General features: G+C 74.0%; 20 protein-coding genes. 6 read left to right on the top strand and 14 right to left on the bottom strand.

Annotated features, from left to right (window positions below; genetic code table 11):
* Nucleotides 1–51: 51 nt before the first annotated feature.
* The 5 genes from ABZ883_RS37510 to ABZ883_RS37490 form a co-directional block, all read right to left on the bottom strand.
* Entirely contained in the window at nucleotides 52–798 is a 747-nt protein-coding gene (locus tag ABZ883_RS37510) for a TIGR04222 domain-containing membrane protein (protein WP_360914722.1), read from the bottom strand.
* 71 nt (nucleotides 799–869) lie between these two features.
* Complete coding sequence (locus ABZ883_RS37505) at nucleotides 870–2,036, bottom strand: DUF1996 domain-containing protein (protein ID WP_360914719.1); 1,167 nt, start codon at nucleotides 2,034–2,036, stop codon at nucleotides 870–872.
* Between the two features lie 13 nt (nucleotides 2,037–2,049).
* Nucleotides 2,050–2,787 (bottom strand): DUF4142 domain-containing protein, encoded by a 738-nt coding sequence (locus tag ABZ883_RS37500; protein WP_360914716.1) that lies wholly within the window; start codon nucleotides 2,785–2,787, stop codon nucleotides 2,050–2,052.
* A 160-nt stretch (nucleotides 2,788–2,947) separates the two neighbouring features.
* Nucleotides 2,948–4,315: a DUF692 domain-containing protein gene (locus tag ABZ883_RS37495; protein ID WP_360914713.1), complete on the bottom strand. Its 1,368-nt coding sequence runs from the start codon at nucleotides 4,313–4,315 to the stop codon at nucleotides 2,948–2,950.
* An 878-nt stretch (nucleotides 4,316–5,193) separates the two neighbouring features.
* Nucleotides 5,194–5,871 carry a peptidyl-tRNA hydrolase gene (locus ABZ883_RS37490; protein WP_360914710.1) on the bottom strand — a complete coding sequence of 226 codons (678 nt, stop codon included), beginning with the start codon at nucleotides 5,869–5,871 and terminating at the stop codon, nucleotides 5,194–5,196.
* 68 nt (nucleotides 5,872–5,939) lie between these two features.
* On the opposite strand from ABZ883_RS37490, the gene ABZ883_RS37485 reads away from it, so the two are divergent.
* From ABZ883_RS37485 to ABZ883_RS37475, 3 genes are read left to right on the top strand one after another with little or no spacing between them, the layout of a single operon-like run.
* Nucleotides 5,940–6,617 carry an AIM24 family protein gene (locus ABZ883_RS37485; RefSeq protein ID WP_360914707.1) on the top strand — a complete coding sequence of 226 codons (678 nt, stop codon included), beginning with the start codon at nucleotides 5,940–5,942 and terminating at the stop codon, nucleotides 6,615–6,617.
* A gap of 1 nt (nucleotide 6,618) precedes the next feature.
* A complete protein-coding gene (locus tag ABZ883_RS37480; RefSeq protein WP_360914704.1) occupies nucleotides 6,619–7,467 on the top strand; it encodes an ATP-binding cassette domain-containing protein in 849 nt (282 codons plus the stop codon).
* A complete protein-coding gene (locus tag ABZ883_RS37475; protein ID WP_360914701.1) occupies nucleotides 7,464–8,135 on the top strand; it encodes an ABC transporter in 672 nt (223 codons plus the stop codon). Before ABZ883_RS37480 ends, ABZ883_RS37475 begins: the two co-directional genes overlap by 4 nt.
* A gap of 23 nt (nucleotides 8,136–8,158) precedes the next feature.
* On the opposite strand, the gene ABZ883_RS37470 is transcribed toward ABZ883_RS37475, so the two are convergent.
* From ABZ883_RS37470 to ABZ883_RS37450, 5 genes are all read right to left on the bottom strand, one after another.
* Complete coding sequence (locus tag ABZ883_RS37470) at nucleotides 8,159–8,785, bottom strand: LysE family translocator (RefSeq protein ID WP_360914698.1); 627 nt, start codon at nucleotides 8,783–8,785, stop codon at nucleotides 8,159–8,161.
* A gap of 85 nt (nucleotides 8,786–8,870) precedes the next feature.
* A complete protein-coding gene (gene msrB / locus ABZ883_RS37465) occupies nucleotides 8,871–9,278 on the bottom strand; it encodes a peptide-methionine (R)-S-oxide reductase MsrB (RefSeq protein ID WP_360914695.1) in 408 nt (135 codons plus the stop codon).
* Nucleotides 9,279–9,306: 28 nt separating this feature from the next.
* Nucleotides 9,307–10,698, bottom strand: a complete 1,392-nt coding sequence (murC, locus tag ABZ883_RS37460; protein WP_360914692.1) for a UDP-N-acetylmuramate--L-alanine ligase — start codon at nucleotides 10,696–10,698, stop codon at nucleotides 9,307–9,309.
* A gap of 103 nt (nucleotides 10,699–10,801) precedes the next feature.
* Complete coding sequence (locus ABZ883_RS37455) at nucleotides 10,802–11,275, bottom strand: indole-3-glycerol phosphate synthase (RefSeq protein WP_360914689.1); 474 nt, start codon at nucleotides 11,273–11,275, stop codon at nucleotides 10,802–10,804.
* Nucleotides 11,276–11,413: 138 nt separating this feature from the next.
* Nucleotides 11,414–12,193, bottom strand: coding sequence for a pyrimidine reductase family protein (locus ABZ883_RS37450; RefSeq protein ID WP_360914686.1), 780 nt, complete (start codon nucleotides 12,191–12,193; stop codon nucleotides 11,414–11,416).
* Nucleotides 12,194–12,340: 147 nt separating this feature from the next.
* On the opposite strand from ABZ883_RS37450, the gene zapE reads away from it, so the two are divergent.
* Complete coding sequence (zapE, locus tag ABZ883_RS37445) at nucleotides 12,341–13,375, top strand: cell division protein ZapE (protein WP_360914683.1); 1,035 nt, start codon at nucleotides 12,341–12,343, stop codon at nucleotides 13,373–13,375.
* 340 nt (nucleotides 13,376–13,715) lie between these two features.
* Nucleotides 13,716–14,588, top strand: coding sequence for a PPK2 family polyphosphate kinase (locus ABZ883_RS37440; protein ID WP_360914680.1), 873 nt, complete (start codon nucleotides 13,716–13,718; stop codon nucleotides 14,586–14,588).
* A 22-nt stretch (nucleotides 14,589–14,610) separates the two neighbouring features.
* Here ABZ883_RS37440 and treZ read toward each other — a convergent pair whose 3' ends face one another.
* Both treZ and ABZ883_RS37430 read right to left on the bottom strand, forming a co-directional pair.
* Nucleotides 14,611–16,398 (bottom strand): malto-oligosyltrehalose trehalohydrolase, encoded by a 1,788-nt coding sequence (gene treZ, locus ABZ883_RS37435; protein WP_360914677.1) that lies wholly within the window; start codon nucleotides 16,396–16,398, stop codon nucleotides 14,611–14,613.
* A 29-nt stretch (nucleotides 16,399–16,427) separates the two neighbouring features.
* Nucleotides 16,428–17,336 (bottom strand): GNAT family N-acetyltransferase, encoded by a 909-nt coding sequence (locus ABZ883_RS37430; RefSeq protein WP_360914674.1) that lies wholly within the window; start codon nucleotides 17,334–17,336, stop codon nucleotides 16,428–16,430.
* 276 nt (nucleotides 17,337–17,612) lie between these two features.
* Between ABZ883_RS37430 and ABZ883_RS37425 the strand changes: the two genes are divergently transcribed.
* Nucleotides 17,613–18,179, top strand: a complete 567-nt coding sequence (locus ABZ883_RS37425) for a DUF1707 and FHA domain-containing protein (protein ID WP_360914671.1) — start codon at nucleotides 17,613–17,615, stop codon at nucleotides 18,177–18,179.
* A 58-nt stretch (nucleotides 18,180–18,237) separates the two neighbouring features.
* On the opposite strand, the gene ABZ883_RS37420 is transcribed toward ABZ883_RS37425, so the two are convergent.
* Together ABZ883_RS37420 and treY are read right to left on the bottom strand one after the other, a co-directional pair.
* A complete protein-coding gene (locus tag ABZ883_RS37420; RefSeq protein ID WP_360914668.1) occupies nucleotides 18,238–18,771 on the bottom strand; it encodes a hypothetical protein in 534 nt (177 codons plus the stop codon).
* Between the two features lie 53 nt (nucleotides 18,772–18,824).
* Nucleotides 18,825–21,281 (bottom strand): malto-oligosyltrehalose synthase, encoded by a 2,457-nt coding sequence (gene treY / locus ABZ883_RS37415; protein ID WP_360914665.1) that lies wholly within the window; start codon nucleotides 21,279–21,281, stop codon nucleotides 18,825–18,827.
* Nucleotides 21,282–21,331: the final 50 nt, after the last annotated feature.

Here is a 21,331-nt window from a genome sequence, read left to right as displayed (position 1 = left end):
CTCCGGAACGCGTACGAAGGGGGCGGCCGCCGGCCGCCCCCTTCGTCGTCGTCAGGCCAGGGCGGCCCGGAGTTCGGGGTCGGACAGCGCCGACGGCCCGCGCACCGCGAGGGCGGTGAGCAGATGCGGGTCGTCGGGGGCGGGGGAGCGCGGGACGGCGACGGCGCGCAAAAGGTCCTGGCCGGTGGGGGAGGCCCAGCGGCTGTAGGGGTGGATCTCGACGCGGGCGATGCCGAGGCAGCCGGCGGCCAGCAGCAGCGGGAGCGCGAACCAGGGCGCGACCGGCGCGGCACCGCCCGGGTTGCCGACGGTCGCGGCGGCCAGCATGACGACGATGACGACCACGGCCGCGCGCACCTCGCGCATGCCGGAGGCGACGGACTCACGGGTGGCCGCGGGGACCGCCAGACCCGCCGCCGTGAGGCGGTCGGCGAGCGCGGCCAGGACGTCGGAGGCGGCGTGCGCGGCGCGGACCTCGGGGATCTCCCGCTGGCCCCCGGGGCCGATCGCGTCGATCAGGGCGCGCTCGACGGCGTTGCGTCCCCCGGGGTCGACGACGGTCGCCCAGCCGGTTCCGGCCAGGTGCAGACGCCGCTGGCGGCCCATGGTGACCATCGCCAGATCCGTCACCCGGCGTGGGCCGCCGGAGAGATAGGCCATCTCGTACAGCCCGAGCCGGCGCTCGCCCTCCGAGGGCGCCCTCAACGGCGGCTGGGCCGCGGCGACCGCCGCCCTGCACAGGTGTGCGCAGGAGACGATCGCCGCGGCCCAGGCCACGCAGAGGAACAGCATCCACATGGGGGAGTTCTAGCCCAACCCCCGTGGGGTCCGCCCGGGATTTCCCGGATCGGGCGGGCGGACCGGGGGCGTCAGCCGCAGGTGCGGTTGCGGTTGATGCAGCTGACGAGCTGGTTCATCAGGTTCGCCGGCATGAAGTTGGCGAAGTCGCCGTGGTCGGTCACCGGCTTGTGCTGCTGCTCGGGGAAGCTGTCGACCGCGTAGTTCGGTCCCTGCGGCACCTGGTAGGTCAGGCGCATCTGGAGCTGGGGGACCGGCTTGGTGCCGGCCGGGCACTGGCCCGCGCCGTCGGGGAAGACGACGTGGGTGCGGTGATTGGCGCTGTCGGTGTTCGCACCGTCCCAGCAGCTGGGGAAGTTGAGGGTGCGGACCACCCGGCTGCCGCGCGGGCAGAGCGGGTACTTGTCGGTGAGCTGGCGGTTCTCGAAGCCCGTGCAGCTCCACGACGCCTTGGCGTTGGCGACGCCGTTGGTGAACGACTTGGCGTCACCGGTGATGATCCTCATGGTGGACGGCATGCCGACCACCTTGGCCGTCGGGTTGCCCCGGAAGGTGAGGCTGACCGACTGCGACTGCAGGATGGTGCCGGTGTTGCCGTCGGCGTCCGGCGCGTCGTTGGCGGTACGGGCCCGCAGCACCGGCCAGAAGTAGGTCGACTTGTCGCCGCGGGCACAGGTGGTGCCGGCCGCCGCCAGGGTCTCGTTGGTCGAGAACCCGTCGGTGCTCAGGTTGCCCACGTAGTCGTGGACGTGGTGCGCGCCGTTGGAGACACCCGGGGCCACGATGAAGTTGTCGGGGTTGTTGTGCTTGTTCTCGTTGCGCCCGCACCGCGCGGTGAAGGTGCCGCGCGAGGCGCTCCGCTGGTTGGCCGCCCGCTGGACGTTCGGCTGGACGGAGCGGATGTCCGCGAAGTCCGCCGCGACCGGGCCGTTGGTCTGCGTACCGCCGGCGGGGGCCGACGCGGAGGCGGAGGCGGACGGCGCGGCGGTGCCGCCGTTCTGGCCGCCGTTGTTCTGGTTCCCTCCGTTGCCGGTCCCGTTGTCGGCCTTCGTGCTGTTCCACGAGCTGGGCTTCTGCCACCCGTTGGAGTGGCCGGAGGAGGGCCTCCAGTGGGCCGAAGCCGTGCCGGTGACCAGGGCGAAGGTGCCGCCGGAGCCGAGCAGTGCCAGCACGGCTATCAGCACGAGTTGCTTGGTGCTCAACCTGCGCCGGTGGTTCATCTGTTGTCGTGTGGGCATGGATAGCTCATTTCTACTGCGACGGCTGGGGTGAGGACGCCGCGGGGGGGAGGGAGTACGTGGGGGACGGGGTGACGATGAAGGTCGGTTCTCCGGGGGCCGGGGAGACCGGTATCGCGGCCGCGGGGTTGGTCGGGCTCGCGGTGGTGTCGACGGAGATCTGGTCGAAGTTCACCAGCCCGGTCTTCTCCAGGACGGTGATGTGGTCGAGCACCGTCGTGTTCGCCTGGTCCGCGAGCTCGCGGACGAGTGAGTTGCGGGTGGTGGCCCGTACCTGCGCCACGACCGAGAACACCTGGCCGTGCGCGAGCCGCAGGATGTTCGCGAACTTCTGGTCGAAATCCTTGCCGTTGGCCGCGGACAAAGTGGCGAGAAAGCCCATTTGCTGCGGAGTCGGCTGATTGGGCAGCGTGATGCCCAATTGGGGACCGATCGTCCGGCACGACGAGTCCAGACCCGTGTGCCCGTCGATCAGGTGCTGCCCCGCGCGTTTGACGGCGGAGGTCGTCCCCTTCTGCAGGGCCATCTGGCCGGCCGGGAACTCCCACAGGCCGGCCAGGCGCACCTTGGTGACGAAGGTGCGGTCCAGCTGGGTGAGCGGACCGTACTGCGTGGCGACCGTCTGGGCGGCGGCCGCGGTGACGGCGGGGCTGTTCAGCCCCGACATGACCGGGTAGGCCAGCGCGGCCAGGGTGACCACGAAAGCCCCGACCACGAGGCTCAGTCCGGTGGCGTAACGGGTGGATCGCATGGGACCGCACGTTAGTGCGTTTGAAGCGGTCCGGGCCAGTAAACATCACGTATTTGCGAATCCAGGGAATCGCCGCACAGTTCTTGATACGTTGTTGTGTTTCCCGGCGAACAGCCCCCGCAGCTATTTGCGTTGCAGGTCGGAGGCCTGTTGAAAAAGATTATGGCAGCTTTGAACGGAGCGTGTCCCGCATACGTATGAATACGCGTGAGGGCTGTCGCGGGATCGCGGACCGGTGTCGTAGCAGCCGCCGTTGCCAGCCGTTCAGCGGCGCCGGACCCGAACGTTCCCGCCACCACACGTGGAGCCGGCGCAGGGCGGCGCCGTCCGGCGCGTCCGCGGTGTCCGCCCCGTCGAGCAGATGCGCGGCGAAGTCGAGCGCGTCGCGCCGGTAACCCCCGCCGAGCGGGCGGGCGGCGGCGTAGCGCAGGAACGCGGGCCGGTACGCCGGCCCGAGGATCTCCGGCAGTTCGGGTGCGACCTTCGCCACGATGCCGGCCCGCTTGGCCGCCAGGGCCCGGCTCTGCACACCGACCCGGACCCGGTCGAAACCCTCGGGCACCGGGGTGCCGGCGACCAGCGCGGACAGCAGCGCGGTCTGGCGCAGGGCCAGCCGCTGCCGCGCTTCCGCCGCGGCCGGTGCGACACCCGCGGGCAGGGCGGCGGTCGGCGCACCGTCCGGGGGCAGCGCCGCGGTGTCCACCACGGCCCGCACGGCGGCCAGTTCGGCCGCCAGCTCGTCCCCCGCGGGGAAGTCGTCGTCGCGCTCCAGCAGCACACCGGGCGGGCAGGCCCGCTCGTACAGCGCCGCCAGCACGTCCAGGACGGCGGCGGGCACGGGATGGGCGTGGCTGTCGTGCCACACGCCGTCCTTCTCGTAGCCGCCCGCGACGTGGACGTAGGCGATGGACCCGGCCGGCAGCGCGTCCAGGGCGGCGACCGGGTCCTCGCCCCGGTTGACGCGGTTGGTGTGCAGGTTGGCCACGTCGATCAGCAGGCGCACGCCGGTGCGCTCCACCAGCTCGGCGAGGAAGGCGCCCTCGCTCATCTCCTCGTCCGGCCACGCGACCAGCGCGGCGATGTTCTCCAGCGCGAGCGGCACCGGCAGCGCCTCCTGGGCGATGCGCACGTTCTCGCAGAGCACGTCCAGCGCGTCGCGGGTGCGCGGCACCGGCAGCAGGTGCCCGGCCTCCAGCGGGGCCGAGCCGGTCGTCTCGCCTCCGCCTCGGACGAAGGCGATGTGCTCGGTCACGAGCGGTGCCCCCAGCACCTCCGCCCGCTGCGCGAGCGCGGCCAGCCGCCCCGGGTCGGGCCGCTCGGCGCCCCCGAGCCCGAGCGACACCCCGTGCGGGACGACGGTGACGCCGCGCTCGCGCAGCCGTACCAGGGAGTCCGGGACATGGCCCGGGCACACGTTCTCGGCGACCGCCTCGACCCAGTCGACGCGGCCGGCCTCCGCCAGCGCCTCGACGGTGCCCGCGATCTCCGGCCGCCACCCGATCCCCGTGCCCAACTTCGTGTGCTCCACCGGGCCCCCCTTTCTCCTGCCGGGTTTGTCGCCCCGCAGAACTGGCACGAACCGCGCCCGCGGGTGGTTCAGAGCTGAATTTGAGCTTCGCGCTTGGCGGTGGCCGACTGTGAGGGCAGACCCGCGACGGCCCAGACGATCCGCAGACCGCGCGGTGCCTTGGACGTACCTGGGCGCGCCTCGGATTGCGGCCGGCGTCGCAGACGGTGTCGGCGGGCCGACGAGCCGTCCGAAGGGGGTTGGCGCGCGTCCGGTGCGGCGGGCGGACCGCCGCAGGCGAGCACCTGCCACTGCCGCGGCCGCGCGCTTCGGTGGAGCTTCGCCGCGCGGCGGTCCTTGACGCTGCGCTGCCGGCCGACCGCGCGGGCGAAGCCGGATGCGGGGTCGGTGGCGACGGCCCCCGGTGATCCCGCGATCCCGGGCCAACCCGCGGCGCACCCTCCGGGGGCGTCCGGCGGGCGGTCCGCCGGAGGCGAGCGCGCGCGGTGCGGTTGGGCTTTGCCGCGTGGCGGCCGTCACCTCAGTGCCGGGTCGGCCACGACGGTGCGCGATCGCGGAAGGGTCCTGAAACCGCCCTGGTCGTCGACCGCGCGGGCGTAGCCGGATGCGGGGTCGGTGGCGGCGGCCACCGGTGAGCCTTTGATCCAGGGGGAACCCAGCGACGCATTGTCCGCGGGCCGCTGCGGGCATCCGGCGTCCCGCACAACGGGGGCGGACCGCCGGAAGCGAGCGCCCGCGCGGTGCGGTTGACCTTTGTGCGCGGCGGCCCGCCGTGAAAGCGCGGCCGCGACGCCCATCGGTGCGCCTTCGATCCCGGGCGAACCCGTGACGGCCAGGGCGATCCGCAGGCCGCGCTGTCCGCGGGGTGCGGCGCGCGCCTAGCGGAGCGCGGGGTGGTCCGCCACGACGGTGCAGGAGCCCGGGGCGATCTCCGTGAAGCCGGCGTCGCGGACGACGGGCAGGGTGCCGGAGGTGAGGGCCTGCCATTGTTCGGGCCGGGCGGTGCGCACCGCGAGCGCGAAGCCGGTCTCGCGCCACAGCTGCCGGTCGGCCGCGGACAGCGCGAGCCAGGCGAGCTGCGCGCCGTGCCCGGCCTGCGCCATGGCCTTGCCGGCGGACATCTCCACGTCGGGGTTGAGCCAGAGCACGGGGGTGCCCGGCTCGGGTTCCGCGGGCGCCTCGGGGTCCTCCAGTTCCGTACCGGAGACCTGGAGCCGCGCGAGGTCCTTGGGCCAGCCGTCCAGCGGGACCGGCGGGAAGACCCGGACCTCGGCCGACTTGCCCGTCACCGTGATCCCCGGCAGGGCCTCCGCGCGCCGCCACTCCGCGCCGCGGGCGCGCCGCACCACCTTGCGGATGCGGGCGTCCTCCCAGTCGTGCACGGCCTCGGCCCACTCGCCGCCGTCCGCCGTGGCACGCTCGTCGGAACGCAGGAGCAGAACCGCCCGGGCGGCGGTCTCCAGCGCGTCGGTGCGGGAGGGCGGCGCGTCCCGCTCGATGCGGACGACCAGCGGAAGAACGAACTGGGGACGGCTGTCACGAGGATCGGTGCTCACCGCAACAGTCTGCCACCCGCCCCGGGACGGGCTTGGCAGAGGCGATCCCTCCAGGCCAGGATGACCCCGTGCGCAGCGACCTCTTTGCGACCGAGAACACGGCGCAGCCGGCCACCGAGCCCGGCATGACCCTGCAGAACGCCAAATCGATCAAGTACGCCGTCAACGGCGAGTGCCTGGCCCGGCAGGGGTCGATGATCGCCTTCCGCGGGAACCTGCAGTTCGAGGTGAAGGGGCAGGGCGTCGGCAAGTTCCTCAAGCGCGCCCTCACCGGCGAGGGCCTGCCGTTGATGACGGTGCGCGGACAGGGCGAGGCCTGGTTCGCGCACGAGGCGGCCAACTGCTTCATCATCGACATCGACCCGGGCGACAGCCTCACCATCAACGGCCGCAACGTGCTGGTCTTCGACGCGACGCTCAGCTACGAGATAAAGGTCGTCAAGGGCGCCGGCATGGTCGGCGGCGGCCTGTTCAACAGCGTGTTCACCGGTCACGGCAAGCTGGGCGTGATGTGCGAGGGCAGCCCGATCGTCATCCCGGTCACCCCGCAGGCGCCGGTCTACGTCGACACCGACGCCGTCGTCGGCTGGAGCGCGCAGCTGCAGACCTCGCTGCACCGCTCGCAGAGCTTCGGCTCGATGCTGCGCGGCGGTTCGGGTGAGGCGGTCCAGCTGATGCTCCAGGGTGAGGGCTTTGTCATCGTGCGGCCCAGCGAATCGCAGCCGCACCAGCCCAGCGCCCACTGACGTGCGGCTGGAGGCGGTCGGCCGGCGTTACGGGGCGCGCGGTCCGTGGGTGCTGAGGGACGTGGACCTGGAGCTGCCCGGGCGGCAGCTGCTGCGCGTCGAGGGCGCCAACGGCAGCGGGAAGTCGACCTTTCTGCGGGTCCTGGCCGGCATCGACCGCCCCACCGCCGGACGTGTCACCGGGCGGCCGCGCACCGCGTACGTGCCCGAGCGCTTCCCGCCCGCGCTGCCCTTCGACGCGCTGGGCTACCTCGTCCACCTCGGTCGTGTGCACGGCCTGGGCAGCCGCACGGCCGCCGATCGCGCGGGGCGATGGCTCGAGCGTTTCGGCATCGCCGCGCACGCCCGTACGCCGCTGCGGGAGCTGTCCAAGGGCACGTGCCAGAAGGTCGCCGTCGTCCAGGCGCTGCTGGCCGAGCCGGAACTGCTCGTGCTGGACGAGGCGTGGACGGGCCTGGACCAGCCGGCGCGCGCCGTGCTGGACGACGCCGTCCGCACCACCGTCGCGGCGGGCGGAACCGCGGTGTTCGTCGACCACGACCGGCGGCGGCTCGCCGGTGACACGACGGGCGCCCACCGCGTCGAGGACACCCGGCTGGTGCCCGTGGCCGTGCCCCGGGCGGGCGACGGCGACGGCGCCGCGGACACCGGTCCGCTCGTGGTCGTCGAGGCCGTCGGACGCGGCGCACCGCCCGCGGGCCTCGGCCACGGGACGACCGCGACCGGCACGCTCCGGCTGACTGTCCCGGCCCGTGAATCCGACGCCGTCCTGCGGCGGTTGCTCGACGCCGACCCGCCCTGGCACATCCGGGCGGTCCGCCCGGCGGCCGGGCCACCGGAGGACGCATGACCGCGCTGCTGCGCTACCGGACCGCCCTGCTGCTGCGTTCCTACCGCTGGCTGCCGCCGCTGCTGCTCTACGCGGCCGTCCTGGCGATCGGCCTCACCGCGGGGCCGCAGCCCCTGCTGGACTCCCTCGGCTGGAACGCGGCCGCGCTGCTCCCGGCCGCCGCGTGGCTGGTCCGGGTCTGCGTCACCGTCGAGCCCCCCGCCGCCCGCGCGTGCGTGGCCGCGGCCTCGGGACCGGCGCGGGCGCACCTGGCGGGGATGCTGGCCGCGCTGATGTGCTCGGCGCTGACGGGCGCCGTGGGCATCGGCGTGGTCCTGTGGGTCGCCGATCCGCACACCACCGACCACCTCAAGGCGGTCCCGGTGGGGCCGGCCGCGGTGTCGGGTGCGCTGGCGGTCCTGGTGTCGGCGCTGCTCGGCACGGGGGTGGGCGCGGTCACCAATCCGCCGGTGCTGCTCCGTCCCGGCTGGGCGGTGCCCGTCACCATGGGGGCCGCGGTCGCGGTGCTCGTCGCAGGCGGTTCGCCCGCCAACGCCGCCGTCCGCGGCCTGGTCGTGGCCTCGCACACCGGCCGCATCCCCTACCCGCTGCTGTCCCTCCTGTCGGCGGCGGTCCTCGCCGCCGGTGCCGCGGCGGTCGCGGGACTCCTGAGCTCCCGTCGTGGCTGACAGTTCGTCAGTGCGCCAGTACGTCAGTTCTCCAGGGCCATGCGCACGCCCAGCGCCACCAGCACCCCGCCCGAGACGAATTCGAGCCGGCGGCGGACGGCGGCGCGGCTGAACACGGACCGCAGCCGGTCGACGAACCAGACGTACGCACCGTAGTAGCCGACCTCGAAGACCGCCCACAGCGCCGCCAGCCCCACCATCGTGGGCAGTTGGGGCGCTCCCGCGGGCACGAACTGGGGGAGGAAGGACATCGCGAAGACGGCCGCCTTGGGGTTGGCCAGGTTCATGCCGAGTCCGGCCCGGTAGGCCGCGCCGGGGGTCACGGCGGCGGCCTGCGGCTCGACTTCCTCCCCGTGGCCCCCGCGGCCGCGGCGGGCGGAGCGCAGCGCCTGCACGCCGAACCAGAGGAGGACCGCCGCGCCCACGATCCGCACGGCGTCGTACGCCGCCTGTGAGGCCGCGAGCAGCGCGGTGAGCCCGAAGGCCGCCGAGACGCCCCACACGAAGACGCCCGTCTCGTTGCCGAGCACGGTCATGAAACCCGCGCGCCGGCTTCGCAGCGAGTGGCGGATGATCAGTACGGTGCTGGGCCCCGGGGCGGCGGCGATCAGCAGGCAGGCCCCGAGGAAGGGCAGCAGGAAGGTGGGCATCGGCACATTCTGGCGCCGGGGCCCGTGACCGCACCAGCCGCCCTCGAAAGCCGGCGCCGCCCGGTCCCGGGCGGCGCCTCCTCGGTCAGCCCTCCGCCGGCTCCAGCCGGAGCGAGATCGAGTTGATGCAGTAGCGCTGGTCGGTGGGGGTGCCATACCCCTCGCCCTCGAAGACGTGCCCCAGGTGGGAGCCGCAGCGGGCGCAGCGCACCTCGGTGCGGACCATGCCCATGGTGCGGTCCTCGATCAGCTCGACGGCCTTGCTGTCCCGCGGGTCGTAGAAGGACGGCCAGCCGCAGTGCGACTCGAACTTGGTGCCGGAGGTGAACAGTTCCGCGCCGCAGGCCCGGCAGGAGTAGACGCCGTTGGTCTTGGTGTCGGTGTACTCACCGGTGTACGCACGCTCCGTCCCGGCCTCGCGGAGGACGGCGTACTCCTGGGGCGTCAGCTCCTCGCGCCACTGCTCCTCGGACTTGTCGACTTCGTACGCCATGGTGTCCTCTCCCTCGTGTCCCTCGTGCTCAGCTCTCCAGTCGGGCCAGGATCCGCGGACCGAGGTCCGTCACGTCTCCCGCGCCCATGGTGAGAACAAGGTCACCGGGTCCTGCCATTCCGGCGACGAGCGCGGGCACCGCGTCCTTGTCGTGTTCGGCGGTGACGTCCGCGCCGTGGGCGGCCGCCGCGTCGATGATCAGGGCACTGGTGACGCCGGGGATCGGGTCCTCGCGGGCCGGGTAGATGTCCAGCACCACGGAGGCGTCGGCCAGCCCCAGGGCCTCGCCCATCTCGCGGCCGAGCTCCTGGGTGCGGCTGAACAGGTGCGGCTGGAACACCACCAGGATGCGGCGGTCGCCCGCGGCCTCGCGCAGGGCCTCCAGGTCCGCGGTCATCTCGGTGGGGTGGTGCGCGTAGGAGTCGATCACCTGGACGCCGCCGGCGGTGCCCTTGAGCTGGAGGCGGCGCTTGACGCCGGTGTACGTGCCGAGCGCCTTGGCCAGGTCCTCCGCGGGCACGTCCAGCGCGATGCCGGCCGCCAGCGCGGCGACGGCGTTGTGCGCGTAGTGGCGGCCGGGGACCGAGACGGTGAAGGTGTGCTCGCGGCCGCCCAGGCACACCGTGACCTCGCTCGCCATGCCCTGCGGGGTGATCCGGGCGATCCTGAGGTCCGCACCGGCGTCCTCGCCGACCTTGACCACGGTCAGGCCCTCGCGGCCGGCGACGCGGGCGGCGAGTTCGCGCGCCCCGGCGTGCTCGCCGACGACCAGGGTGCCGCCGGGGACGATCTTGCCGACGAAGGTCTCGAAGGACTCGTAGATCTCGTCCATGGAGGCGTAGTTCGCGTGGTGGTCCAGCTCCACATTGAGCACGATCGCCACCTCGGGGTCGTACTTCTGGAAGCTGCGGTCGCTCTCGTCCGCCTCGGCCACGAAGATCTCGCCCGTGCCGTGGTGCGCGTTGGAGCCCGGGGCGTCCAGGTCGCCGCCGATGGCGTACGAGGGGTCGAGGCCCAGCGCCGACAGGCTCACCGCGAGCATCGAGGTGGTCGTCGTCTTGCCGTGCGTGCCGGCCACCGCGATGGGGCGCAGGCCCACCATGAGCGCGGCGAGCGCGTCGGACCGGTGCACCACCGGGACGCCGCGCTCGCGTGCGGCGGCCAGCTCGGGGTTGTCGTCCCGGATGGCGCTGGAGACGACCACGCAGGTCGCGTCCGGAGCCAGGTGCGCCTCCGCGTGCCCGATGTGCACGGTCGCGCCGAGCGCCCGCAGCGCCTGGGCGGTCTCGGAGTCCCGCGCGTCACTGCCCGCGACACTCGCGCCGCGCTGGGCCAGGATCTTCGCGATGCCCGACATCCCGGCGCCGCCGATCCCGATGAAGTGCGGTCGGTCCATGGCGGGGGGAAGAGTGGGGCTCATGCGCGCTGCTCCCTGCGTGCTCGGGCGTGTGCCGTGGTGGTCGGGCCACCCCCGATTCTTCCATCCGCACGGGGCGGGGGACGCCCGTCCCCCGCCCCGCCGCTCAGTCCTCGGCGTTGTGGGCGAACAGCTTCAGGACCGGGACGCCGACCTTGTGGCGGGCCCGCGAGGTCCAGTCGCGGTGGAAGAACTCCTCGACCAGGTGCGGTGCGGTCAGGACGATCACCTCGTCGGCGTGGGTCTGCTCGACGACGGACCTCAGCAGCTCGATCGGGTGACGCTCGACGACCTCGCCGACCGCCTCCTTGCCGTGGTCCCGCAGCGCTTTGAGGCTGTGGTTCAGCGCTCGTTCGGCCGGCAGCAGGGCGTTCTCGCCCTCGGGCCGGTCGTGCTCGTGGACGGCCTTGTCGAGTTCACCGAGGACGACGTCGTCGATGGACCGCAGCAGCCGGTCCTGGTCCCCGCGGGGTTGCATCAGCACGACGAAGGAGACGGGCTCGTCGCCGTGCAGGGTGGTGACCAGCTCCACGTCGGCGGGGACGAGCGGCTGCTCGATCATGAGTACGGTCGTGAACACGGACGCGTCCTTCTTTCTCGCGGCCCCACGGGCCGGTGACGGGAACCATCCTGCCCCGTCCGGCTGTGGAGCACGCGGTGGAGTCCTCCCGCAGGGCAGCAGGCGGGTCGTGCGGGGCGGCGGACCGCCGCCGGTGCGTCATCCGCGCGTGTAGCGCGTGAAAAGGAACCCGTCCTCCTCGAGTATCGACACGGGAGAGAGGCGGACGGGCTCCGCGACACCGGGGCCGTTCATGATCCGCATCGCGTCCCCGGCGGTCAGCAGGGGGGCGACGGTCAGACAGAGCTCGTCGATCACTCCCGCCGCCGCGAACTGCGCGAGCAGCCGCGGGCCGCCCTCGGTGAGCATGCGCCGCAGTCCGAGCGCGGCGAGTTCCCGCTTGGCGCGGGCCGGGTCCACCCCGGCCCCGTCGCCCGCGACGACCACCCGTGCGCCGGCGGCCTGCGCCGCCGCCACCCGGTCGGCGGGGGCACCGGCACCGGTCAGCACCAGGGTCGGCACCAGCGGCGAGGTGAACAGCGGCAACGAGAAGTCCAGGTCCAGCCGGGCGCTCACCACGGCGATCACCGCGGCCGGCGGCTGTCCGGCCGCCGCCCGCTGCGCCACGAACGCCTCGCGGGCACGGGCCGGGCGGTAGCCCTCCTGGCGAACCGTTTCCGCCCCGACCACCACCACATCGGCCAGCGCCCGCAGCACCCCGAAGACCCGTTTGTCGGCCTCCGACGACAGGGGCTGGGACAGCCCGTCGTGCCGCGCCGCGCCGTCCAGCGACGCCACCATGTTCGCCCTCAGCCACGGAAGCCCGTCTGCCCCGGCCGGGTACGCGTACGCCTCGGCGAGCGACTCGGGTGTGTCCAGGTCCCCGCCGCGCGCGGCGGGGGTGTGCGGGTCCTCGGGCAGGGGGAACAGGCGGCGCATGGCAGCAGTCTTCCACGTGCCCCCGACGGCGTGGGCTGGACCACACGGGACCGGGGACCCCGCCGGGAGGCACTAGGCTGGAGAGCTGTGTCCTCGTCCTACACCGCAGCGCCCGAAACCGCCCCGATACCCGGTGGTGAGCCCCCCGTGTCGCTGAGCGGCCGCGAGCCGCGGGTGCCGGCCGACCGGCTGGTGGCCGAGATGGTGCCGCCCCCCAGGTTCGACTCCGTACGGTTCGAGAACTACATCCCGGACCCGGGGCAGCCCAGCCAGGCGGAGGCCGTGCGCGCGCTCGCCTCCTTCGCCGCGGCGACGGGCGCGCCCGCCGGCCCCGCGCCCCGGCGCTGGTTCCGCCGCTCGGCGGCCCCCGCCGCGCCCGCCGGTCCCGGCGGGGTCTACCTCGACGGCGGCTTCGGCGTCGGCAAGACCCATCTGCTGGCCTCGCTCTGGCACGCCACCGACGCGCCGCGCGAGCAGAAGGCCTTCGGCACCTTCGTGGAACTGACCAATCTCGTCGGCGCCCTCGGGTTCCAGCAGGCCGTTCAGGCCCTGAGCGGGCACCGGCTGGTCTGCATCGACGAGTTCGAGCTCGACGACCCCGGCGACACGGTGCTGGTCTCGACGCTGCTCGGCAAGCTCGCGGACGCCGGCGTGCGGCTCGCCGCCACCTCCAACACCCTGCCCGGCAAGCTCGGCGAGGGCCGCTTCGCCGCCGCGGACTTCCTGCGCGAGATCCAGGGCCTGTCCGCCCGGTTCCGCTCGCTGCGCATCGACGGCCAGGACTACCGCCACCGCGGGCTGCCCGAGGCCCCGGCCCCGTTCTCCGAGGACGCGGTCACCGCCGCCGCGGGCCGCACCGCCGGTTCCTCCCTCGACGACTTCGCCACCCTGCTGGCGCACCTCGCCCGGGTCCACCCCAGCCGCTACGGGGCCCTGTGCGACGGCGTGGAGGCGGTCTTCCTGCGCGGCGTCGCACCCGTTGAGGACCAGGCCACCGCGCTGCGCCTGGTCGTCCTGGCCGACCGGCTCTACGACCGCGAGGTCCCGGTCATGGCCTCCGGCCTGCCCTTCGACCGCATCTTCAGCGAGGAGATGCTCGCCGGCGGCTACCGCAAGAAGTACTTCCGGGCGATCTCCCGGCTCACCGCCCTGGCCCGCGACGCCGCACGCCTGGCGGACTGACCGGACCGGGTGAGGGAACGGCGCAGCCGTTCGGGCCGGGGGTGGTTGCCGCCGGCCCGGCGGCGCGAGCCGCGGCTTGCCGGTTCTGTCTGCCGGTATCCGGCGGGTCGGTGTGCCGGTGCGGGGAGTCCTTCGGGCTGCGGGTCCGGCGGGGCGACCGGTTCGGGTGAACTCCGTTGCGCGGAGCGGTGGGGCCGTTCGGACAGGCCCGGCGCCGCGGTCCCGCGACGGGGACCGCGCCTCCCGGCGGAGCGCACCGGGGATGCGGGACGCGTCCGTTGGCGGGCGTCGCGGATCCGTCGGACCATCGGAGAAATCATCCGATGCCAGGGAGGGCGCCGTGCCGCACCACCGACCGGCGGAAACGAAGGCGAAGGGACTGCGCTCGCTGCTGCGGGTCCCCCCGGGCGGGGGTGCCGTGCGGCTGCGCGCGTACGACACCCGCGCCACACCGGGCGGCCCGGCCGGCAAGCGGGAGGCGCGGGAGGCCGTGCCCTGCACCCGGGAGCGCCTGACCGTGCTGCAGGAACGCCTCTTCGCGCAGGCCACCGCGGGGGACCCGCGGTCCGTCCTCGTCGTCCTCCAGGGCACCGACACCTCCGGCAAGGGCGGTGCCGTCCGCCACCTCGCGGGACTGCTGAACCCCGCCGGGTGCCGCATCACCGCCTTCAAGTCGCCCACGGCCGAGGAGAAGGCGCACCCGTTCCTCTGGCGCATCAAGCGCGCCCTCCCGCACGCCGGGCAGATCGGCATCTTCGACCGCTCCCACTACGAGGACGTGCTCGCCGCCCGGGTCCGCGGTCTGGCGCCGCGGGAGGTCTGGGAGGAGCGCTTCGAGACCATCAACTCCTTCGAGGCCTCCCTCGCCGACGACGGAGTCAGCGTCGTCAAGATCTTCCTCCACATCGGCTACGACGAGCAGCGCGCCCGCCTGCTCTCACGTCTCGACAACCCGTGCAAGCACTGGAAGTTCACCCCCGACGACCTCGACGACCGCGCCCTGTGGCCCGCCTTCCAGAAGGCGTACGAGGCGGTGCTGAACCGCTGCTCCACCGAGGCCGCCCCCTGGTACGTCGTGCCCGCGGACCGCAAGTGGTACCGCGACTGGGCGGTGGGCCGGCTGCTGACGGAGCACCTGGAGCTCATCGACCCCGAGTGCCCGCCCGCGACCTTCGACGTGGAGCACGCCCGCAAGCGGCTGCTCGGGGACTGAACGGCGGCCGGCCCCGGCCCGGTCAGGCCGCGGGCCGCCGCTCGCGCAGGACCGCGACGGAGTGGCCCGGCAGCCGCAGCAGCCGGGAACCCGCGGGCAGGGCGCAGGGATGCCATGAGGCGAGTACCTCGTAGCCCTCAGGGCCCCCTTGGCCCGGGGTTCCGGGCCGGGCCGCGTCGTGCAGGGGTACCTCCGCCTCCTCGGGGGAGAGGTTCACCGCGACACGGAACGGGCCGCGTTCCAGGCACAGGGTGTGCTCCGCGGTGACGACCCGCACCGCGTCCAGCGCCGGATCGGTCAGCGCCGGCTCGGCGTGCCGCAGGGCGATCAGTCGGCGGTACCAGGACAGCAGGCCGGCGTGCGGGTCCCCGTGCGGCTCGGCCCAGTCCAGGCAGGAGCGCAGCCGGGTCGCCGGGTCCTGGGGGTCCGGGATGTCCTCGGCGTTCCAGCCGTGCGAGGCGAACTCGCGGCGCCGGCCGCGGGTGATGGCGGCCGCGAGCTCGGGGTCGCTGTGGTCGGTGAAGAACTGCCAGGGCGTGCGGGCGCCCCACTCCTCGCCCATGAAGAGCATCGGGGTGTACGGCGAGGTGAGCACGAGCGCGGCCGCGGCGGCCAGCAGGCCCGGGGGCACGGTGGCGCCGAGCCGGTCGCCGGTGGCCCGGTTGCCGATCTGGTCGTGGGTCTGGGTGTACGCCAGGAAGCGGTGTCCGGGCACGGTCGACCGGTCGACCGGTCGACCGTGCCGGCGGCCGCGGAAGCCGGAGTACGTGCCGTCGTGGAAGAAGACGCCCTTCAGCACCTTGGCCAGGGCCGTGACCGGCGAGACGGCGAAGTCCGCGTAGTATCCGGCGGATTCCCCGGTGACGGCCGCGTGCAGGCTGTGGTGGAAGTCGTCGTTCCACTGGGCGTGCACACCGAGCCCGCCCGCGTCGCGGGGGGTGGTGGTGAGCGGGTCGTTGCGGTCGGACTCGGCGACCAGGAACAGCGGCCGGCCCAGCGACGCCGACAGCGCGTCGACGGCCGTGGACAGCTCCTCCAGCAGGTGCACGGCGCGGGTGTCGACCAGCGCGTGCACGGCGTCGAGCCGCAGCCCGTCGAGGCGGTAGTCGCGCAGCCAGGCCAGGGCGCTGCCGACGAGGAAGTCGCGGACCTCGTCGGAGCCGGGGGCGTCCAGGTTGACGGCGTCGCCCCAGGGGGTGTGGTGGCGGTCGGTGAAGTACGGCCCGAACCGCGGGAGGTAATTGCCGGACGGGCCCAAGTGGTTGTGGACGACGTCCAACACCACCCCGAGTCCGTGGCCGTGCGCGGCGTCCACGAACCGCTTGAGGCCGTCCGGGCCGCCGTAGGGCTCGTGGACCGCCCACAGGGACACGCCCTCGTAGCCCCAGCCGTGCGTGCCGGGGAACGGGCACACCGGCATCAGCTCGATGTGCGTGATCCCCAACCCGGCCAGATACGGCAGGTGTTCGACGGCCGCGTCGAAGGTGCCCGCGGTGGTGAAGGTGCCGACGTGCAGTTCGTACAGGACCGCGCCGGGCAGTGGGCGGCCCGGCCAGTCGTGGGCCCAGCCGAAGACGCCGTGGTCGACGACCGCGCTCGGACCGTCCGGTCCGTCCGGCTGGCGGCGGGAGCGGGGGTCGGGCAACGGCGGGCCCTCGTCGAGCGCGAACGCGTACCGCGCACCGTGCACGGCGGGCACCTCGGCGCACCACCAGCCCGTGCGCACGGGGTCGCGCTCCATGTCGTGGGCCCGTCCGTCGACCCGTACCTCCACCTCACCGGCGTCCGGTGCCCACACGTCGAAGCGCATGGGCACCATGCTGCCCGCCGGCCGGGGGATCACACCAGGTTGACGCGCTCCTGGGTGACCGGATATCCCGCCTTGGCGAAGTGCGCCGCCATCGGCAGATTGGTTCGGTCGGTGGCGGCGGCGATCAGCTCGGCGCCGTGTCCGACCAGGTCGTGCGTGCACTCCACCAGCAGGTCGTACGCGTAGCCGTGGCCGCGCCGCTCCGGCAGGACCCCCACGAAACCGACGCAGTACGCGTTCGGGTTGCGCGCCGGCACCTGGATGCCCACGAGCTCGCCCTCGGGCGTCCACGCCAGCCGCCACCATTCGCGCGGCGACGGGAACCAGTTGAGGACGTCCAGCTCCTCACGGGCCGCGGCGTCGGCGCCGTGCAGCTCGACGGCGCGCCGGGTGTGCGCGTCGAGGCTGCCGGCCCCGATGCGCTTGAGGACGTCCAGGATCACGGCGTCGTCCGGCTCCGGCCGGTACTCCAGCCGTCCGGTGCGCGCGGGAATCCCGCACTCGGGCGTCCACGTGTAGCGGTAGCGCTCGACCAGCGGCTCCATGCCGGAGACGATCGCCGCGTCGATGCGGGTCTGGGCGGCCTCGCGGACCTCCCGCCGCTCCCGCCAGCCCGGCGGCAGCAGCAGTTCGTACTCGGCCTTGAGCGTCGCCGTCCGCAGCAGCCGCACGGCGGCGTCGGCGTCGGTGAAGTCGAACCAGTCCAGCGCCACCGGCTTGTCGTCGGTGGGGGCGCCCCACCAGGCCGCGCGGGCGACGACCGTGCCGCCGCGCAGGGCCACCCAGGTCCAGTCGGGGCGGTACTCGCCGCCCTCGTCGGTCATGGCGTACGTGTGGCCCAGCAGGGACCGGCCGACCAGGCCGTTGTCCTCGGGTACCAGGGAGTGGAACAGATGGGTCTCGCCTGCGACGAGCGGGCGGATCACCAGATCAGTCATGAAAGGAGAAGTCCTCACGGGAGAATGGAGCGCTCCCGGTCAGACGGAGATCGCCCTGCGGACAACGGGGCGGGAGCGCGGTGCGGTGAACAGGTGCATGGCTTCCGCCTCCTTCCTCGGTCCAGGGCGTGCGAGCACCGTAACCGCGCCGACTCCGCGACGTCCACCGTATTTTGGGCCCGGACCGGCGGGGCCGGAGGGCCGGAACGACCGTCAACGGCGCGTCGGCGGCGGGCTTCTGGACACCCCGGGGCATTCGGCCCGACAATCACGCACGTGAGCCACGAGTTCCCGACCTATTCCGCGCCGCCCGCGCCACGGCCCACCGAGGCGGAGCGCGAGCGTGTCATCGAGGTGCTGCGCGGGGGTGCCGTGGACGGCCGGCTCTCGCACGACACCTTCCTGCACCGGGTGGAACTCGCCCTCACGACGGGCCGCTCCGACGAGCTGGACGCCCTCGTCGCCGATCTCCCGGCCGCCGAGGGGCGGATGGCACGGCTGGGGCGGTGGCTGGAGCGCGGCGTCGCGAAGGTCTCCGCCCTGCAGGTCCGCGTCCGCGACGCCTGGCAGGCCGAGAAACTGCCACCGCTGCTCTTCCCCGCGCCCGGGCCGGTCCCGCTGCGCATAGGCCGCGACCTGTCCTGCGGCTTCCGCCTCAGCCACTCCTCCGCCTCCCGCATGCACGCCGAACTGCGTCACGAGCACGGGATCTGGGTGCTGCGCGACCTCGGCTCCATGAACGGGACCTGGGTGAACGGCCGCCGGGTCATGGGCGCGACCGTCGTCCGCCCCGGCGACCGGGTCACCTTCGGCGCCATGCATTTCCGCCTGGCCGGGGCCTGACAGCACGGCACGGAGCGGCACGGAGCGGCACGGACCGCGGGTGTCGGTGTCCGCGGTGCTACCCCTCGATCAGCAGCTCGTAGGGCCCGTAGTCCTCGTGGTCCACGTACGGCAGGAAGTCCGGCACGGTGCGCGCGGCGGTCGTCCGCAGGCGGGCCACCACCTCGTCCGCGGGCGGCGGCGTCAGCCCGAGGGCGGCGACCACCTCCGCCCGCACCCGGTCGAAGTCCGGCATGTCGGCGCGGATCTGCTCCTCCAGCTCGGGCAGCGGGAAGCCGGATGCCGCGTCCCGCCACAGCGGGCACACGACCACCAGCTCGACCGCCTCCTCCAGGCTCGCCCCCACCAGCGCCGCCTGGCCCTCGGAGTCCGCGTAGAGCACCGGCCGGACTGCCGCGCCCTCCTTGCCCACCAGGAAGTACGTGCCTCCCGCGCCGTCCCCGGCTATCGGCCGCAGCGGATCGCCCGAGGGCAGGGTCAGTTCCTCCACCGGCGTGCGCCGGCCGAGGTCGAAGTCGCCCGGCCACGCCAGGTACGCGACCACGGCCGGGTCGTTCTCGATGCGGGCGAGCAGGGTCTGCGATGCGTCCATGGGCAGAACGCTAGCGGCGGGGTCCGACATCCCCGCGCGGCAGGCTCCCGCCCTCAGCTGTCGATGTCGCGCACCAGCAGTCCCACGGGCAGCCGGTCCAGCAGCGTCTCCAGCGGCAGCACGCCCTCGAACCGGCGGTCCGTCAGCACCTCGGTCCACACCCCGTCGGGCAGGACCAGTTCGGTGCCGCGCCAGCCGCCGGCATCGGCCAGGCGCCGCGAGAGCCGGGTGACCACCGTCAGCGAGCGGCCGCCCCGGACGAAGGCGACGCAGTGCGCGCCGGCCGCGCCCCGTGCGTAGAGCGGCTCGTAGCCGGCCTCGGGGCCGGTGAACCACTGGGGCCGGGCCCGGCGCAGCCGCAGCGCGGCAACCGTGACGCGGCGCTTCTCGCTCGGCGGGCCGCCCGCCGTGCCCGGGTCGTAGGGTGCGCGGTTGGCCGGGTCGACCAGCAGCAGCTGCCGTTCCTCGTCGCCCTGGTACACGTCCGGCACGCCGGGCATGGTCAGGTGCGCCAGGTGCGCGCCGAGGGCGTTGACCCGCTCCGGGGCCGCCAGTTCGTCCGCGATGCGCGCGGTGGCGAACGCGGACGGGCCGCCGACCAGCTCCCGTACGAAGTCCGTCAGTTCCTGCTCGTACTCCGGGCGCTGGTCGGTCCACGCGGTGCGCAGGCCCGCCTCCCGCTCGGACTTGAGCATGGTGGCGGCGACCAGGTCCGCCGCGGCCGGGTCGCAGAAGACCGCGGCGTACTGCCACGCCTGGTACTCCACGTGCCGTTCGGGCAGCGGCACCCCGCGGCCGGTCAGGTACGCGCGCAGCTGCTCCGACGTCTCCGTCAGCCACCGCTCCCAGGTGCCGGGCAGCTCCGTGAGGGCGGCCAGGCGGGCGCGGACGTCGGCGCCGCGCTTGGTGTCGTGGGTGGAGCGCACGGTGCCGGTCAGCGGCCAGTCGGAGCGCAGCCGTTCGCAGAAGGCGTGGAACTCCTCGGGCGAGGTGGCGGGCCGGGCGGGGTCGCGGCCCACCTCGTTGAGGCACAGCAGCGGGTAGTAGCGGTAGAAGGCGGTGTCCTCGGCGGACTTGGCGCGCAGCGCGGAGGAGACCTGGGCGAAGCGCACGGCGAAGTCGGCCGCGTCCTCGCCACCGCTCCCGCTGCCGCCGCCGTCCTCGGCGCCCGCCTCCCCGGCGGCCCCGTCGCCGTCGCCGCTCCCGAACCGTCCGAGGGCCAGGTCGCGGATCGTCTCCGCGGCCGGCAGCCCCGTGGCCTCGGCCGCCGCCTCCAGCAGCGCGACGTCCTCCTCGGGCGCCGGCTCGCCGGGCACGACGTACGGACGGTAGCGCGGCAGCCGTACGAGGACCTCCCGGAGCGCCTCGCGCAGCACCCGCTCGTCGCCGCCGGTGGCCCGGACGGCGGCCCGGGTCAGCCGGTCCACCTCGGCGGCCAGGTCGTGGACGACGATCCGGTGCGCGGCGGCCCGCACGGTCGGCTCCCACAGGCCGCCCCGGTCGGCTGCGGCGCCGGTGAACGTGCGGTAGAAGCCGGTGATCTCCTCGGCCCCGGCGGGGTCGGTGAACAGCCCGTCCAGGCGGTCGAGGGCGTCGTAGCCGGTGGTGCCGGCGCAGGCCCAGCCGGCCGGGAGGCGTTCGTCGCCGGTGAGGATCTTCTCCACCACCGTCCAGCGGCCGGCGGAGGCCTCGGCGAGCCGCCGCAGATAGCCGGCCGGGTCGGCGAGCCCGTCGGGGTGGTCGATGCGCAGGCCGTCGGCCACGCCCTCGTCCAGCAGCCGCAGCAGGGTCGCGTGGGTGGCGGCGAAGACCTCGGGGTCCTCGACGCGGACGGCGATGAGCTCGGAGATGGTGAAGAAGCGCCGGTAGTTCAGCTCGGAGCGGGCCTGCCGCCACCACGCCAGCCGGTACCACTGGGCGTCCAGCAGGCGCCGCAGCGGCAGTTCCTCGCTGCCGGCCCGCAGCGGGAACGCGTGGTCGTGGTAGCGCAGGACGCGTTCGCCGGCGTCCCGGTCCCGCTCGACGCGCAGGTCGTCGAGGACGTCCTCCAGGGGCGCGCCGAGCACGGGCAGCAGCAGCCGGTCGCCCTGGGCGGCCCAGTCGATGTCGAACCAGCGCGCGTACGGGGACTGCGGGCCCTCCCGGAGCACCTCCCACAGCGGCCGCGCCAGGTACTCCGGCGCGGGCACCGCCATGTGGTTGGGCACGACGTCCAGCACCAGGCCGAGGCCGTGCGACCGGGCGGTGCGGGCCAGCGACCGCAGACCCTTCTCGCCGCCCAGTTCCTCGCGCACCTGGGTGTGGTCCACGACGTCGTAGCCGTGGGTGGAGCCGGGCACGGCCTGCAGCACGGGGGAGAGGTGGAGGTGGGAGACACCGAGCGCGGCCAGATGGGGGACGACGGCCTCGGCGGCGGCGAAGGGGAAGTCCGGCTGGAGCTGCAGCCGGTAGGTGGCCGTCGGCACGGCGGGGGCGACAGCGGTCGGCGGGGTCGCGGCGCTTTCTGTCATAGCTTTCTGCCTACCCCGCCGACCGGTGTGCCCATCACACCGGGACGCCG

The sequence above is a fragment of the Streptomyces sp. NPDC046977 genome, from assembly GCF_040644455.1.
Lineage (GTDB): Bacteria > Actinomycetota > Actinomycetes > Streptomycetales > Streptomycetaceae > Actinacidiphila.
This window is presented reverse-complemented; position numbering and strand designations above follow the sequence as displayed.